At 66.1% G+C, this 15,626-nt stretch carries 12 protein-coding genes; 9 read left to right on the top strand and 3 right to left on the bottom strand.

What is annotated here, in order from left to right; translation table 11 throughout:
- Positions 1-26: 26 nt before the first annotated feature.
- On the bottom strand, positions 27-314 hold the full coding sequence (gene gatC / locus NKF27_RS12740; protein WP_045993051.1) for an Asp-tRNA(Asn)/Glu-tRNA(Gln) amidotransferase subunit GatC: 288 nt from the start codon (positions 312-314) through the stop codon (positions 27-29).
- Between the two features lie 177 nt (positions 315-491).
- Between gatC and NKF27_RS12735 the strand changes: the two genes are divergently transcribed.
- From NKF27_RS12735 to tldD, 7 genes are all read left to right on the top strand, one after another.
- A complete protein-coding gene (locus NKF27_RS12735; protein WP_045993052.1) occupies positions 492-1,529 on the top strand; it encodes a rod shape-determining protein in 1,038 nt (345 codons plus the stop codon).
- A 77-nt stretch (positions 1,530-1,606) separates the two neighbouring features.
- Positions 1,607-2,503, top strand: a complete 897-nt coding sequence (mreC, locus tag NKF27_RS12730) for a rod shape-determining protein MreC (protein ID WP_045993053.1) — start codon at positions 1,607-1,609, stop codon at positions 2,501-2,503.
- Positions 2,503-2,991 (top strand): rod shape-determining protein MreD, encoded by a 489-nt coding sequence (gene mreD / locus NKF27_RS12725; protein ID WP_045993054.1) that lies wholly within the window; start codon positions 2,503-2,505, stop codon positions 2,989-2,991. Before mreC ends, mreD begins: the two co-directional genes overlap by 1 nt.
- Positions 2,992-3,037: 46 nt before the next feature.
- On the top strand, positions 3,038-3,682 hold the full coding sequence (locus NKF27_RS12720; protein WP_253552109.1) for a nucleoside triphosphate pyrophosphatase: 645 nt from the start codon (positions 3,038-3,040) through the stop codon (positions 3,680-3,682).
- Between the two features lie 189 nt (positions 3,683-3,871).
- Positions 3,872-5,335, top strand: coding sequence for a ribonuclease G (gene rng / locus NKF27_RS12715; RefSeq protein WP_253552107.1), 1,464 nt, complete (start codon positions 3,872-3,874; stop codon positions 5,333-5,335).
- Positions 5,336-5,339: 4 nt separating this feature from the next.
- On the top strand, positions 5,340-9,266 hold the full coding sequence (locus tag NKF27_RS12710) for a YhdP family protein (protein WP_253552105.1): 3,927 nt from the start codon (positions 5,340-5,342) through the stop codon (positions 9,264-9,266).
- Positions 9,263-10,714 (top strand): metalloprotease TldD, encoded by a 1,452-nt coding sequence (gene tldD, locus NKF27_RS12705; protein ID WP_222569747.1) that lies wholly within the window; start codon positions 9,263-9,265, stop codon positions 10,712-10,714. The genes NKF27_RS12710 and tldD overlap by 4 nt, the downstream gene beginning before the upstream one ends.
- Positions 10,715-10,877: 163 nt before the next feature.
- Here tldD and yjgA read toward each other — a convergent pair whose 3' ends face one another.
- Positions 10,878-11,381 (bottom strand): ribosome biogenesis factor YjgA, encoded by a 504-nt coding sequence (gene yjgA, locus NKF27_RS12700; protein ID WP_253552103.1) that lies wholly within the window; start codon positions 11,379-11,381, stop codon positions 10,878-10,880.
- A 150-nt stretch (positions 11,382-11,531) separates the two neighbouring features.
- Here yjgA and pmbA point away from each other — a divergent pair, with 150 nt between their 5' ends.
- On the top strand, positions 11,532-12,872 hold the full coding sequence (pmbA, locus tag NKF27_RS12695) for a metalloprotease PmbA (RefSeq protein ID WP_253552101.1): 1,341 nt from the start codon (positions 11,532-11,534) through the stop codon (positions 12,870-12,872).
- 168 nt (positions 12,873-13,040) lie between these two features.
- The gene (locus NKF27_RS12690) at positions 13,041-14,105 is read left to right on the top strand and encodes a DUF1214 domain-containing protein (RefSeq protein WP_253552099.1); all 1,065 of its coding nucleotides are present in this window, start codon (positions 13,041-13,043) and stop codon (positions 14,103-14,105) included.
- Between the two features lie 81 nt (positions 14,106-14,186).
- Here the strand turns inward: NKF27_RS12690 and NKF27_RS12685 are convergent, their stop codons facing one another.
- The gene (locus tag NKF27_RS12685) at positions 14,187-15,461 is read right to left on the bottom strand and encodes an O-acetylhomoserine aminocarboxypropyltransferase/cysteine synthase family protein (protein WP_253552097.1); all 1,275 of its coding nucleotides are present in this window, start codon (positions 15,459-15,461) and stop codon (positions 14,187-14,189) included.
- Positions 15,462-15,626: the final 165 nt, after the last annotated feature.

Raw genomic sequence — 15,626 nt, 5'->3', positions numbered from 1 at the left:
AATGTCGAGAAGGGTGGGGCGCGGGGTCACTCGACGACCCGCGGCACCAGGTACAGGCCATTCTCGACCTGGGGAGCGCAGCGCTGGAAGTGCTCGCGCTGGTCGTTCTCGGTGACCTCGTCGGCGCGCAGGCGCTGGGTGGCATCGAGGGGGTGAGCCAGCGGGGCGACGCCTTCGGTGTCGAGCGCCTGGAGCTGATCGACCATCTCCAGGATCCGGCCGAGATCGTCGTGATAGTGGGCTGCGTCATTCTCAGAAAGGTCGATCCGGGCCAGGTGAGCGGCACGGAGGACCTCGGCGTGTTCAAGCGCCATGATCAATTCCTCGACGGAAGGGGTCCATGAAATGACCGCAGAAGGTACCACATTCGCGCGTCGTCGGGCAGGTCTTGCCGGTCAAGGGAGACGCGCATCACGCTTGCCGCTAGGGGGGGTCAGTGATACCGTTTGCGTCCGCACAGGGTTTCCGGTCTGCACTAGGTATCTTTATCCATGTTCAAACGTTTACGAGGTGTGTTTTCCAGCGATCTGTCGATCGACCTGGGGACGGCCAATACGCTCATCTATGTGCGTCATCGCGGGATCGTCCTGGATGAACCCTCCGTGGTCGCGATTCGGCAGTCCGGCAACATGCGCAGCGTTGCTGCGGTCGGCGCCGATGCCAAGCGCATGCTGGGCCGCACCCCCGGAAACATCACCGCCATTCGCCCGATGAAGGACGGCGTCATCGCCGACTTCACCGTGACCGAGCAGATGCTCCAGTACTTTATCCGCAAGGTGCATCAGAGCACCTTCCTGACGCCGAGCCCCCGGGTCCTGGTGTGCGTTCCCTGCATGTCCACGCAGGTCGAGCGCCGCGCCATCAAGGAATCCGCCGAGGGCGCCGGTGCCCGTGAAGTCTTCCTGATCGAGGAACCCATGGCCGCGGCCATCGGGGCCGGGCTACCGGTGGAAGAGGCGCAGGGTTCGATGGTCGTCGACATCGGTGGTGGCACCTCCGAGATCGCCATCATCTCGCTCAATGGCGTGGTCTATTCCGAGTCCATCCGCATCGGCGGCGATCGTTTCGACGAGGCCATCAGTTCCTATGTACGGCGCCACTATGGCAGCCTGATCGGCGAAGCCACCGCCGAGCGCATCAAGGAAGAGATCGGCTGTGCCTATCCGGGCGGCGAGCTGCGCGAAATCGACGTGCGCGGTCGCAACCTGGCCGAGGGCATTCCGCGCAGCTTCACCCTCAATTCCCACGAGATCCTCGACGCCCTGCAGGAGCCGCTGGGCTCCATCGTGTCGGCGGTCAAGAGCGCCCTGGAACAGTCACCGCCCGAGCTTGCATCAGACATCGCCGAGCGCGGCCTGGTGCTGACCGGTGGTGGCGCGCTGTTGCGTGATCTGGACAAGCTGATCGCCGAGGAGACCGGCCTGCCGGTGGTGGTCGCCGATGACCCGCTCACTTGCGTGGCACGTGGTGGCGGCAAGGCGCTGGAGATGATCGATCAGCATACCTTCGAGCTGCTCTCCAGCGACTGACGACGTCTGGCCCAGGACCTCCAGGGAGTCGGCCTATCAAACCGCTGTTCTCGCATGGCTCCGTGCCCGGGTACCGCATGCTGTTGTGTGCGGTGCTCGCGGGCGGGCTGATGTTTGTCGATACCCACTTCACCCGAATGGAATCGGTGCGTGCCCAGTTGTCGACGCTGGTGGCGCCGATCCAGTGGGCCGTCAGTCTGCCCAGTGACGTGCTCAACTGGGGCGCCCTGGCGCTGTCCGAGCAACGCTCGCTGGTGGAAGAGAACGCGCGACTGCGCGAGCAGCTGCTGACCCTGTCCCATCGGGTACAGCGCATGGCCAGCCTGACCGCCGAGAACGTGCGCCTGCGCGAGCTGCTCGACGCCGCCCGGGATCACGAGGTGCCTTACCTCACCGCCGAACTGCTGTCGCTGGATCCCGACCCCTTCACCCACCAGATGGTGATCGATCGTGGCCGCCGCGATGGCGTCTATGTTGGTCAGCCGGTGATGGACTCCTCCGGTATCGCCGGTCAGGTCAGCGAGCTTTCCGCCTACTCGAGCCGCGTGCTGATGCTTACCGATGCCAGCCACGCCTTGCCGATCCAGGTCAATCGCAACGGTCTGCGCTTCATCATCCAGGGCACCGGCAGCTACGACGCGCTGAAGGTGCTGCACGTGCCGGATACCGCCGACATTCGCGTCGGTGACCTGTTGATGAGCTCCGGTCTGGCCGGACGCTTTCCTGCGGGTTATCCGGTGGCCAGGGTCAGCGACGTCAGTCACGATCCTGGCGAGCCCTTCGCCACGGTCAGCGCCGCTCCCGTCGCCCAGTTGCAGCGCTCGCGTCACTTCCTTCTGCTGTTTCCGCCGGAGCCTGCGCTCGACGTCTCGCGAGGACGCTGGCACCCGGAACTGGACCCCGAGGCCGTCGAGGCAGCCCGCCGCCTGGGTGAGCTGTTGACGCCCCCCGAGCAAGACGAGGAGGACGACTGATGGCCGCTACCCCTCGCGTCAGCCTGGTGTGGGTATGGTTGACCCTGTCTCTGGCGCTGTGTCTGCAGGTCATGCCCATGGCCGACGGCTGGCAGGTCTGGCGGCCCGACTGGCTGGGCCTGATGCTGTTGTACTGGTGCATGGCACAGCCCGACCGGGTGGGCGTCTTTCATGGTTTTGTGCTGGGCCTGCTGCTGGACCTCATCGAAGGGGCGCCGCTCGGGCAGAGCGCGCTGACGCTGTCGTTGCTGGCCTTCCTCTCGGCGCTGGTATATCCCCGCTTCAGGACCTACTCGCTGCTCCAGCAGGCGGTGCTGATCTTCGTCCTGCTGGGACTGGTGCAGTTGGTGGAACAGTGGCTGCGTACCCTGTTCGGCCCGTTTTCCATGCATCTGTCGTTTCTGATGCCGTCGTTGATCGGGGCGGCGCTGTGGCCTTGGCTGGCGACCCTGTTCAAGGCCATCGGCCGGCGTTCCGCCAAGACCTGAATCCCTCATGACCTGAGCCCCCACGAAAGCGTTGGAGACGCAAGCGATGAGTGAGCCCCTCGATGCTGCTGTGAATTCCCCGGTGCTGCGCCTGGCCTCGGCCTCGCCCCGGCGGCGTGAGCTGCTGGCGAGCATCGGTGTGGCGGTGGAGATCGCGCCGGTGGATATCGACGAGACGCCGCATCCTGGTGAAGCGGCCCGGGATTACGTCGCCCGCCTGGCCCGGGCCAAGGCCGTGGCTGGGGCAGAAGCCGAGACTGGGTCTGGGTCCAGGCGTGGAACGGGTCGCGACTTGCCGGTGCTGGGCTCCGACACGTCGGTGGTGCGCGACGGCGAGATTCTCGGCAAGCCTGTCGACGCCGAGGACGCCTTTGTCATGCTGCGCTCGCTGTCCGGGCGCTGGCATCAGGTGATGACCTCGGTGGCGGTCAGCGGACCCGCCGGGGTGCTCGAGGCAACGGTCGTCAGCGATGTGCTGATGCGTGAGCTCCAGGACGACGAGATTCGCGCCTACTGGCGCACCGGTGAGCCTGCCGACAAGGCAGGCGGTTACGCCATCCAGGGGCTCGCCTCGATCTTCGTCGAGCGCGTCGAAGGCAGCTATTCCGCGGTGGTGGGGCTGCCGCTCTACCAGACGGCGAGCCTGCTGCGCCGACAGGGCGTGCCTGTGTGGAACGGCGCTTTATTGTGACGGTGTCGTGAGGGTGGCGTGAAGGTGTAGTGGCGCCGCCGCTCGACGAGACGGCGAGCCGCCCGCTGGGCCACCGGCAGGCGTGTGCTGCTTCAGTCGAGCCGGACGGGAGGTCCGGCGCCAGCGCCATCGCAACCGCCGGCGGCTATGTCATAATGGCGCGAGACATCAAAGGACAAGGACTGCCGAATGAGTGGTGAAGTACTCATCAACCTGACGCCCATGGAAACCCGCGTGGCCGTGGTGGAGAACGGCGTGCTGCAGGAGGCCTTCATCGAGAGGGCCAGGCGTCGTGGCATCGTCGGCAATATCTACCAGGGCAAGGTGGTGAGGGTACTGCCCGGCATGCAGGCGGCCTTTGTCGATATTGGCCTGTCTCGTGCAGCCTTCATTCACGCCCACGATGTCGGTGAGCACAGCGCCAACGGTGATGACCAGCCGTCCATCTCGCAGCTCTTGCATGAAGGCCAGTCTCTGGTGGTTCAGGTCACCAAGGACCCCATCGGCTCCAAGGGCGCTCGCCTGACCACCCACTTGTCGGTGCCGTCGCGCTACCTGGTGTACATGCCGGATTCGCTTCATAACGGCGTGTCCCAGCGCATCGAGGACGAGACCGAGCGCGAGCGCCTGCGCGGTCTGGTCGAGGAAGCCGCGGCCGAGCAGCAGATCGAGATCACCGGTGGCTTTATCGTGCGCACCGCCGCCGAGGGCGTGACGCTCGAGGAGATGGTCGCCGACATGCACTTCCTGCTGCGGCTGTGGCGCAAGGTCAGCGAACGTCGGCTGACCGCGCCGGCACCCAGCGTCATCTACGACGATCTGCCATTGTTCATGCGCACCCTGCGCGACGTCATGCGCGACGATATCGAGAAGGTGCGCATCGACTCCCGCGAAAACCACGTCAAGCTGGTCGAGTTCGCCGAGGAGTTCATGCCCTCGGCGGTGGGACGCATCGAACACTACGCCGGCGAGCGACCGATCTTCGACCTGTACAGCGTCGAGGACGAGATCCAGAAGGCGCTGGCGCGCAAGGTCCAGCTCAAGTCCGGCGGCTACCTGGTGATCGACCCCACCGAGGCGATGACCACCATCGACGTCAACACCGGCGCCTACGTCGGTCACCGCAACCTCGAAGAAACCATCTTCAAGACCAACCTCGAGGCGGCCACCGCCATCGCCCGTCAACTGCGTCTGCGCAATCTCGGCGGCATCATCATCATCGACTTCATCGACATGGTGGACACCGAGCACCAGCGCCAGGTGCTGAGGATGCTCGAGAAGTCGCTGGAACGGGATCACGCCAAGACCAAATGCACCGGCGTCACCGAGTTGGGGCTGGTACAGCTGACCCGCAAACGCACCCGTGAAAGCCTCGAGCAGACCCTGTGCGAGCCGTGTCCTTCCTGCCAGGGCAGGGGCACCCTCAAGACGCCGGAATCGGTGTGCTACGAGATCTTTCGCGAGATCCTGCGTGAAGAGCGCGCCTACAACGCCGAAACCTACGCGGTGCTGGCCTCCCAGGCGGTGGTGGATCGACTGCTCGACGAGGAGTCGGCAGCGGTCGCCGATCTCGAGGAATTTATCGGCAAGACCATTCGTTTTCAGGTCGAGACCCACTATTCCCAGGAGCAGTACGACATCGTGCTGATGTGATCCGATGAGGCCGATCCGCCTGCTGACTCGCTGGTTGTTGACGCTGGTGGCGGTAGTGCTGGCGATGGCCGCGCTGCTGACGCTGGTGCTGCGCGTATCGTTGGGCCAGGTCGATCGCCTCGAGGATCGACTGGTCGAGATGATAGCGTCGCGCTTCGAGGCGGAGACCCATCTGGTGAGTCTCGAAGGCAGTCTGCACGGCCTCGACCCCGGCTTGACCCTGGACGGGCTGCGACTCGAGGCCGAAGACGCCACGGGCAGCTATCCGTTGTTGCAGGTCGAGCGCGGTGAAGTGCGCCTGGACACCCTGGCGAGCCTCGACGAGGGGCTGCCGGTGGTCGACAAGGCCCACTTCCAGGGCGTCACCCTCCACCTCTATCAGGACCGCGAACGTCGTTGGCTGTGGCCACAGCCGGCGCGTATCCCCCCCGAACTGATGCCCGAAGGGCAGTTTGACCTCGAGCGTCTGGACTTCTGGGTCGGCGTCATGCTGCGCCAACGTGCCTGGGTCGATGACCTGCGCGTGGTGCTGCACGGGCGCCGCGAGGTGACCACCCTGCATGCGCCGCGGCTGTTGATGACCGGCGATGAGATGCGCACCCATATCGAGGGTGAGGTATTCATCGAGGATCGCGACGCCGAGGCCATGGAGATCGTCATGGCCTTGACGCCGGGCAGTCGCGAGGCGAGCAATTTCAGCGCCGCCCTGCAGGGCACCATGCAGCTCGACAGCCTGACCGGCTTGTCACGACTGATCGGCATCGAGGACGTGCTGCGTTTCGACGAGGCCAGCGGGGACGCCACCGTCTGGGCGCGCTGGGACAATGGACGCCTGGCGGATGTGCGCCTCGATGTACTGGCACCGCGCCTGGCGCTCAATCAGCGCGACGAGATGGCGACAGCGGTCGCCCAGGAGATGGGCGAGGGCTCTCCTGGTGGCATCGTGCTCAACGGGGCCGAATTGCGCGGTCAGTGGCTGAGACGCGACGTCGATGACTGGGAGGCCTGGTTCGAGGGTGACGCCGAAGACGTGAGCTGGACCGGCGACGACGGCGAAACCGCGCCGGAAGGTGGCGCCTTGCCCCAGTACTGGCACGTGGAAAGTCGTGAAAACGGCTGGTGGGCCAACGCCAGCGGCTTCGAGCTGGGTGCACTGGCGCAGTGGCGCGAGCGTCTGCGCCTGCCTGAGGGCCTGGCCCGGGCGGTGGACGCCTTGAAGCCCCGCGGTCAGGTGACCGGGCTGGGCTTTGGCAGGCTCGATGACGAATGGCGTGCCCGGGTCAGCGCGCTAGGGGTCGAGGTCGACCCCTGGGAGAGTGCGCCCGGCGGCGGCCCGCTGGATGTCTGGGTGGAAGCCGACGGCACCCGTGGTCGAGTGGACTTCGTCGACGCTGGCAAGGCATCGATGCATTTCCCTGAGCTGTTTGCCGCCCCCATGCAGCTCGACTACGCCACCGGCGAGGTGATCTGGTCCTACGACGGGCCGCGCAGCTTCGTCAGTGGACGCGACCTCAAGGTCGGCTGGCGCGAAGCCGAGGTGGAAGGGGGCTTTGGTCTGGCCATCGCCGCCGATCGTCGCGGGGGCTTCGGTCTTGAGCTGGACATGCGCGACGTCAACGCCCGGGATATCGCCCTGAGCGAGTGGTTGCCGATGCCGCTGTTGCGCAACGATGTCGACGCCGAACTCGCGGACTGGCTGGCCAGTGGTCTGGCCGGGCGGGTGCCCCAGGGGCAGCTGCGCCTGCATGTGCCGCTGCGTGAGCAGGACGACCTCGACAGCGAGAAGCTCGACAGCAGTCTGAGCCTGGATCTGGATATCGTCGAGGGGCGGGTGCCCTACGCCGAAGGCTGGCCGGCGCTTACCAACGTCAGCGGCCACCTGTCCGTCGAGGATGACAGTCTGCAGGCGCGCGTCGACCACGCCGAGAGCCAGGGCGTGAAGACCGAAGGCGCCAGCGTCAAACTGGCCGACGAGGTCCTCAGCGTCGAAGGGCCGCTGTCGGCGTCGCTGACGCAGTTGCTGGCATTTCTCGAAGAGATGCCGGTGGAGGGCGCCGAGGCCGCCAGTGACTGGCGCGGCGAGGGTAGTGTGACTGGCCAGTTGTCGCTGTCGCTGCCGATGGCCGACCCGGACGCCCTGGACCTGAAGGTCGAGGCCGACGCCCGGGCGTCGAGGGTCGTGCATCAGGGCACCGAGCTCGAGTTCGAGAACGTCAGCGGCCCCCTGACCTGGTCCCAGCAGGGCGAAGAAGGTGGATTGTCCGGTCGTCTTGAAGGCCAGGTGCTCGGTGGTAGTGTGGCGGCTGACCTCCAGGGCAGCAACGATAGCGTGGCGCTGTCCGGACGTGCCGATGCGCCGGCGCTGCTGGACTGGGCGGGACTCGAGCCTGGGGTACTGCTGTCGGGCTCCTTCCCCTGGCAAGGCCGGCTTGAGCTCGATGCCCAGCGTCTGTCGCTGGAAAGCACCCTGGAGGGGCTGTCGATCGCACTGCCGGCACCGCTGGGCAAGCGTGCCTCCCAGACGGTACCGCTCAAGCTGGACCTGAGCCTCGGCGATTCTCCGGTGTTGAGCGGCCAGTACGGGCGCGATGTCGGCGCCCGTTGGCGCGCCGCCGGGCCCGGCGGCAGCCAGGGTCAGCTGTGGGTCGGTCGGGCGGCACCTGGCGCTTGGCCCGGTGAGCCGGGCTGGTCGGTACTGGCCTATCTGCAGCGACTCGATCTGGGCGCCTGGGCCGACGCCCTGAAGCCCTTGGCCGGTGCCATGCCGGAAGGCGGCTCCAGTGGCGGTGGCGGGGCGGGACTGTCACGCCTGGAGGCCCGCACCGACTGCCTGAGCGACGGCGATCGCTGTCTGGGCACGCTGACCATCGACGCCAGTCCCCGCTTCAGCCGAGGTGCCAGGCAGTGGCAGGCGGCGCTTGGCGGAAGCCTGGTCGACGGCCAGGTGACCTACCGCCCGGGCACTACTCAGCCATTGGAGCTCGATCTCGATCGACTGGTGCTGGACAACTTGATTCCCGAGAGCGGGAAAACGGCGGTTCAGGGTGCCGAGTCCGGTTCGCTGTTCGGTGAGCTTGAAGTCACCAGCGCGCCCGCGGCCTTCCCGCAGCGAGTGCGCGAGCTGCCCGACGGTCGTCTCACCATCGACGATATCGTGTACCAGGGCAATCGGGTCGGGCCCTTCAACGGCGCATGGTGTTCCAGCGGTGATCGGCTGTCGGTCGAGCCGGTATCCCTCACCCTGGGCGAGGTCACGGCAGAGGGGTCGCTGGTATGGGAGGCCTCCGGTAGTCAGGCCAGCCTGACGCGCTCGCGACTGGCGCTCACCGGTGGCGATCCCGGGACCGCGCTGGCGGCGCTCGGGCAGGACGTGGCGGTACGCGCCGAAAGACTCGACGTGGACAGTCAGCTGGCCTGGCCGGGGGCCCCCTGGCAGTTTGCGCTGGCCCGATCACGCGGTAGCCTGAACGTCGATATGGTCGACGGGACCTTTGCCAATATCAGCTCGCCCTCGGCCAAGGTGGTGGGACTGCTCAACGTCGACAACCTGCTGCGGCGCCTGCGTCTGGATTTCTCGGACGTCACCGGTGAGGGTACCGCCTTCGACCGTGTCAGTGGTGCCGCGACCCTGTATGGTGGAGTGTTGGAAACCGAAGGGCCGATTCGTATCGATGGCCCCGCCACCGACTTTACCCTGGACGGCTCCGCCGACCTGGCGCGACGTCAGCTCGACCTGATGCTTGGCGTGACCGTGCCGGTCAGCAACAACCTGCCGCTGGCAGCCGTGGCCGTAGGGGCGCCCGTCGTGGGCGGTGCCCTGTTTGTGGCCGACAAGCTGTTCGGCGACGTCATCGACCGGGTGACGCGAATTCACTATCTGGTGCAGGGTCCCTGGACCTCGCCCCGGATCACTCTGGAAAGTGCTCAATGACATCTCAAGCTGCATCCTTCGATGAGGCCGTGGCCACCCTGTTGACCCCGGGAGGCCTCGATCTCGGCGGTCTCGACACGGGTCTCCGGCACGCTCTGGGCCCTGGCATCGACTACGCCGATCTGTACTTTCAGCGGACCTGGCAAGAGGGCTGGGTGCTGGAGGACGGCGAGGTCAAGGAAGCCAGCTACAACATCGACGGTGGCGTCGGGGTGCGCGCCATGGCCGGCGAGAAGACCGGCTTCGCCTACTCCAACCAGATCAACGCCGATGCCCTGGCCGAGACGGGCCGCACCGCTTCGGGCATCGTGCGCAGCGGCGCCACCCTGACCCAGGCGCCACGCATCCAGGTCAGTGCCGAGCCGCGCTACGCGGGCATCGACCCGCTGTCAGGGCTGTCGGCCGAAGACAAGGTCGCCATGCTCAAGCTGGCCGACCGGGTGGCCCGGGCTGCCGATCCCAGCGTGTCCCAGGTCAGCGCCTCGCTGTCCGGCGTCTACGAAGTGGTACTGGTCAGCGCCAGTGACGGCACCGTCGCCGCCGACGTGCGCCCGCTGGTGAGGCTCAATGTCAGTGTCATCGCGGTCAAGAACGGCCGGCGTGAACGCGGCAGCGCCGGTGGTGGCGGCCGCTACCCCATGGCGAGGCTGCGCGACGAAGGCGTCGCCGAGACCTACGCCAAGGAAGCGGTGCGTCAGGCGCTGGTCAACCTGGAGGCGACCGATGCCCCCGCCGGACAGATGCCGGTGGTACTGGGGGCCGGCTGGCCCGGCATCCTGCTGCACGAGGCGGTGGGCCATGGCCTCGAGGGTGACTTCAATCGCAAGGGCAGCTCGGCCTTCGCCGGCCGTATCGGCGAGCGAGTGGCGTCGCCCGGCGTTACCGTGGTCGACGACGGCACCCTGATGGATCGCCGTGGTTCGATGTCGGTGGACGACGAGGGCACCCCCAGCCAATGCACCACCCTGATCGAGGACGGCATCCTTACCGGCTACATGCAGGACAAGCTGAACGCCCGCCTGATGGGCATGGCGCCCACCGGTAACGCCCGTCGCGAATCCTTCGCCCATATGCCGATGCCGCGCATGACCAATACCTACATGCGCGCCGGCATGGACGACCCCCAGGACATCATCAAGAGCGTCTCGCGCGGGCTTTACGCGGTCAGCTTCGGCGGCGGCCAGGTGGACATCACCTCGGGCAAGTTCGTGTTCTCGGCCAGCGAAGCCTACCTGATCGAGGACGGTCGGATCACCGCGCCGGTCAAGGGGGCGACGCTGATCGGCAACGGCCCCGAAGCCATGGGCCAGGTCTCGATGATCGGCCACGACATGGAGCTGGACACCGGTATCGGGGTGTGCGGCAAGGAAGGACAGGGGGTGCCGGTGGGCGTCGGTCAGCCGACTCTCAAGCTCGACGAGTTGACCGTGGGTGGCACCCAATCCTGATACAGCCGAGGCAAGCTGGCTGAGCGACAAGGCGGCGCCGACGGAGGTGTCGGCGCCAAGGCGGAGCCTGCAGGACCTAGGCGCTTTTCAGAAAAGCCCTAGGGCGGTGGCGGTAACGCCGTCGAGCGCAGTCACTCGTCAGACTGGCCTTGGAGCCCGGCGGTTAGATCTCTGCGGTATCACGCAATAGCTTGTAAAGCCGCTTGGCGTTGGTGGGGGGCTTGTTCTGCTCGCGCTCCTTGCGGGCGTTGCGGATCAGCTGACGCAGCGCCTGGCGATCGGCCTGGGGATAGTCTTCGAGGAAGGGTTCGACGGCGTCATCACCTTCTTCGATCAGGCGATCACGCCACTTTTCCAGGCGCAGAAAGGCATGGTCGCGCTGGACCTGGGCCTTCTCGATGTCGTCGAAGACCGCCTGGATGGCCTCCAGGTCTTCCTTGCGCATCAGCTTGCCGACGTACTGCATATGGCGGCGTCTGGCCTCGCGGGCACGAATGCGGTCGGTCTCGTCGATGGCGCGAAGCAGATCGTCCGACAGCGGGAAGCGGGCGCGCTCCTCGGGCTTCATCGCGATGAAGCGCTCGCCCAGCGCCTGCAGCTCGTGCATCTCCCGCTTGAGCTGGGACTTGCTGGGGCGGTCGTCGGGGGAAAGGTCATCCTGGGTCATACCGGGTCCCTGGTGAAGGCATCGGGGAAAATCGAAAAGGCGGTGGTCGCGCCGGGCGCGACGTCCGCGAAAGTATACCAGTCTGTGGCGCCCGAGGCGCCGCAGGATGACAGTCTCAGCCGACCCCTATGGTCGGACAAGGAGTACAAGATGACACAGGCGTTTGATGCCAGAGCCCAGCAGGCGGTGCTGGAAAGTCGTGCCGAGACCGCGCTCGAGCTTGCTCGGCGACTGGGTGCGGATGCCTGCGAGGTCGGCGCCAGCGTCGATCAGGGCACCGGTGTAAGCGTGCGCGAGGGCGATGTGGAGTCGGTGGAGCTGTCCCGCGATCAGGGCATCGCCGTCACCGTCTATCTGGGCAAGCGCAAGGGCAGCGCCTCGTCCACCGACGCCAGCGACGCCTCGATCAAGAGCGTGGTCGAGAAGGCCATCGCCATCGCCCGCTACACCGGCGAGGATCCTGCCTCTGGGCTTGCCGACGCCGGGCTGATGGCGACCGAGTTGCCGGATCTCGACGTCCATCACCCCTGGGCGCTGGACACCGACAAGGCGATAGAGCTGGCGCTTGCCTGCGAGGCGGCGGGCCTGGCCGAGCCGGGTATCCGCAGCTCCGACGGTGCCAGCCTGTCGAGCGGCGAGGGCGTTCGCGTCTACGCCAACAGCCATGGTTTTCTCGGCAGCCAGCGCGGCAGCCGTCACTCGCTTTCCTGCCTGCTGATCGCCGAGGACGCATCCGGCATGCAGCGGGACTATGACTACACCAGCGCCCGGGATCCACGGGCGCTGCGTGACCCGGCGGAGGTCGGCCGCAGCGCCGCCGAGCGTACGCTACGGCGCCTCGGGGGGCAGCGCCCCCAGACCGGGCGCTTCCCGGTAATGTTCGACCCGACCCTGGCAAGCGGCCTGATCGGCCACCTGATGTCGGCCCTGGCCGGCGGCGCTATCTACCGCGACGCCTCCTTCCTATGTGGCCGCCTGGGTGAGACTCTGTTTCCCGAGTGGTTCAGCCTCGCCGAGCAGCCGATGCTGGAGGGTGGCATGGCCAGCAGTCCGTTCGACGGCGACGGCGTCCAGACCCGCAACAATCGCTTTATCGAGCAGGGGCGTCTGGCCAGCTACATGCTGTCGGCCTACAGCGCGCGTCGGCTCGGCATGCAGACCACCGCCAACGCCGGCGGGGCACGCAACCTGCGCCTCGAGGCGCCGCTGGAAAGCCGCGAGGCGCTGCTCTCGAAGATGGATCGGGGCGTACTGGTCACGGAGCTGATGGGGCAGGGCGTCAACGGCGTCACCGGTGACTATTCCCGCGGTGCGGCCGGTTTCTGGGTCGAGAACGGCCAGATTCAACATCCCGTCGAGGAGTTCACCATCGCCGGCAACCTGGCAGGCATGTTCCAGGGCCTGGTGGGCCTGGGAGACGATATCGATACCCGTGGCAGCATCCACAGCGGTAGCTGGTTGATCGATGAGATGACCATCGCCGGTAGCTGACAGTCTCTGGAAACGTCAATTCACTGCTTACTGAGTAGTGAGACCTTCGGCGGCCCTCGGGGCCGCCGTTTTTTTGCCGTTGAGCACTTCGTGCCGCGAAGACGCTATGCTGAGCCATAGGCAGGGCTCTGGCCACCAGGGCTCGCGACCGACAATCGGGGTGCGGGGATGACAATGAAGCGGTTTTCCTGGCTGCTGCTGGCAATGGCAAGCGGCTTGGTCTCGAACGCAGTGGCAGCGACCGCAGAGGCCACCGAGCCATCCAGCTCGGACGGTGCGGTCAATCTGGATACCTATGTGCGGGCGCAGACCGACACCCACTTCCAGAACTATGCCGATGATGGCTATTTTGGCAGCCTGCGCCATGACCGCGCGCCGTTGCCGGTGGACGCCGAGGTGGTTCGGGTCAATCGGGATATCTTGCACAGCGTCGGCGTCTTCGATCTGGCCTCACCGGTGACCTTTACCGCCCCGGCCAGCGCCACCCGACTGCAGTCCATGCAGGTGGTCAACCAGGACCACTACACCCCGATGATGTCTTACGGTGGACGCGAGATCGTGCTGGATGAAGAGAGTGTCGGTTCGCGCTATGCCCTGGTCATGTTCCGTACCCAGGTGGACGCCGACTCGAACGCGGACATCGCCGAAGCCAACGCGCTGCAGGATGCCATCGAGTGGTCCCAGGATGACGCGGGAGAGCTGTCATTGCCCGAGTGGAATATGGAGCGACTGAGCGAGGTAAGAGAGGCGGTGCTTGGTCTGTCGCCCTTTATCTCCGGCAGCCACGGCATGTTTGGCGCCGAGGACAGCGTCGACCCGGTGCGGCATCTGTGGGGGACGGCCGCGGGTTGGCTGGGCCAGCCCATCGAGGACGCCTACTACGTCACTGTCAGCCCGCTTCACAATGATGGCGAGACGCCTCAGGTGCTGATTCTGCCGGTGGACGTGCCGGTCACCGGGTTCTGGTCGGTGACCGTCTACGATGCCAGAGGGCGTCTGATCGAGGGCGCCGAAGGGGCGCACTCCCTGACCAGTGTCGAGGCCGACGCCAACGAGGATGGTTCGGTAACCCTCCACTTTGGCGGCGACCCCCAGGCACCCAACCATCTGGCGATCGCCCCGGGATGGACGTACACGCTGCGCTTCTACCGCCCGGCCGAAGCCCTGATCAAGGGCGATTGGCTGCCACCGTCGCCGACCCCGGTGGGGCTGCCGGTGCCGGGTTCTGGCTAGGAAAAAGGTAAGCCAAACTTGAACGTCCATCCCCGCGGATGGACGCTGTCACCAACACCTGCTGCGCTTCTACCGCCCGGGCTAGTCCTGAGACGCCTTGAGCGCCTGGTCCAGGTCCGCCATCAGGTCGTCGACATGCTCGATGCCGACAGATAGGCGCACCATGTCCGGGGTGACCCCGGCGGCGGCCAGTTCCTCGTCATTGAGCTGGCGATGGGTGGTCACCGCCGGAATCGCCGAGCAGGTCTTGGCGTCACCGATATTGACCAAGCGCAGGATCAGCCCGAGCGCGTCGTAGAAGCGCACCCCGGCGTCTCGTCCGCCCTTGATGCCGAAGCTCAAGATGCCGGAGGCCCGGCCCTCCATGTAGCGTTTGGCCAACTCGTGGTCCTTGTGATGTGAAAGGCCAGCGTACTTGACCCAGGACACCGCCTCGTGGCCCTCGAGGTACTCGGCGATGGTCTGGGTGTTGGCACAGATGCGCTCGATACGCAGCGCCAGTGTCTCGAGACCCTGCAGCAGATTCCAGGCGGCCTGGGCGCTGAGGGCCGCCCCCATGTTGCGCAGTGGCACGACCCTGGCGCGGGCGATAAAGGCCGCGTCGCCGACGTCTCGGGTATAGCTGATGCCGTGATAGGAGGGGTCGGGCTCGTTGAGCAGCGCAAAGCGTTCGGCATGGCTGGCCCAGGGGAAGCGACCGGAATCGACGATCACGCCGCCCACGGTGGTGCCGTGGCCACCGATATACTTGGTCGCGGAGTGCACCACGATATCGGCGCCGTGTTCGATCGGGCGCCACAGGAAGGGCGTGGCCACGGTGTTGTCGACGATCAGCGGGACACCGTTGTCGTGGGCCACCTGGGCGAGTGCGGCGATGTCCACCACACTGCCCGAAGGGTTGCCGATACTTTCGCAGAACACCGCCTTGGTACGCTCATCGATGCGATCGGCGATGCCGGCGAGGTCGTCCTTGTCGGCGAAGCGGACCTCGATGCCCTGGCGCGGCAGGGTGTGGGCAAAGAGGTTGTAGGTACCGCCGTAGAGTTCGCTGATCGAGACGATATTGTCGCCGCTTTCGGCAAGCGTCTGGATGGTATAGGTAATGGCGGCCATGCCGGAGGCCACCGCCAGGCCGGCGATACCACCTTCCAGGGCGGCCACGCGATTTTCCAGCACCGCGCAGGTGGGGTTCATGATGCGCGAATAGATGTTGCCCTCGACCTTCAGATCGAACAGGTCGGCGGCATGCTGGGCATCATCGAAGGAAAACGAGGTGGTCTGGTGGATCGGGACCGCGACAGAATGCTGGTCGTCAGGGGCGTAGCCGTGGTGCAGGGCGAGGGTTTCGCGTTTCATGGCAGTTCCTTTGATGGCGGTTCCTGGTCGGCCAGGGGAGCGCCTGGTGGCGTCTTGGGGTCGGGTCTGACAGCCTAAGCCGCGGCGGCCGAGGCCTCAATCAGCAAAAGGTGCTGGACCGGCAAAGGGGCCCGACCGGGGCGCACGATAAAGACACGACACGGG

The sequence above is a fragment of the Halomonas sp. DN3 genome, assembly GCF_024137905.1.
Taxonomy (GTDB): Bacteria; Pseudomonadota; Gammaproteobacteria; order Pseudomonadales; family Halomonadaceae; genus Halomonas; species Halomonas litopenaei.
Note: the sequence above shows the minus strand (reverse complement) of the source record. Positions and strands in the feature narration are given on the sequence as shown.

Excerpts from the sequence above, each read along its gene's own strand:
- yjgA (WP_253552103.1), bottom strand. The coding sequence starts at position 11,381 with ATGACCCAGGATGACCTTTCCCCCGACGACCGCCCCAGCAAGTCCCAG.
- NKF27_RS12720 (WP_253552109.1), top strand. The coding sequence starts at position 3,038 with ATGAGTGAGCCCCTCGATGCTGCTGTGAATTCCCCGGTGCTGCGCCTG.
- NKF27_RS12735 (WP_045993052.1), top strand. The coding sequence starts at position 492 with ATGTTCAAACGTTTACGAGGTGTGTTTTCCAGCGATCTGTCGATCGAC.
- rng (WP_253552107.1), top strand. The coding sequence starts at position 3,872 with ATGAGTGGTGAAGTACTCATCAACCTGACGCCCATGGAAACCCGCGTG.
- tldD (WP_222569747.1), top strand. The coding sequence starts at position 9,263 with ATGACATCTCAAGCTGCATCCTTCGATGAGGCCGTGGCCACCCTGTTG.
- NKF27_RS12690 (WP_253552099.1), top strand. The coding sequence starts at position 13,041 with ATGACAATGAAGCGGTTTTCCTGGCTGCTGCTGGCAATGGCAAGCGGC.
- NKF27_RS12710 (WP_253552105.1), top strand. The coding sequence starts at position 5,340 with ATGAGGCCGATCCGCCTGCTGACTCGCTGGTTGTTGACGCTGGTGGCG.
- gatC (WP_045993051.1), bottom strand. The coding sequence starts at position 314 with ATGGCGCTTGAACACGCCGAGGTCCTCCGTGCCGCTCACCTGGCCCGG.
- NKF27_RS12685 (WP_253552097.1), bottom strand. The coding sequence starts at position 15,461 with ATGAAACGCGAAACCCTCGCCCTGCACCACGGCTACGCCCCTGACGAC.
- mreC (WP_045993053.1), top strand. The coding sequence starts at position 1,607 with ATGCTGTTGTGTGCGGTGCTCGCGGGCGGGCTGATGTTTGTCGATACC.
- pmbA (WP_253552101.1), top strand. The coding sequence starts at position 11,532 with ATGACACAGGCGTTTGATGCCAGAGCCCAGCAGGCGGTGCTGGAAAGT.
- mreD (WP_045993054.1), top strand. The coding sequence starts at position 2,503 with ATGGCCGCTACCCCTCGCGTCAGCCTGGTGTGGGTATGGTTGACCCTG.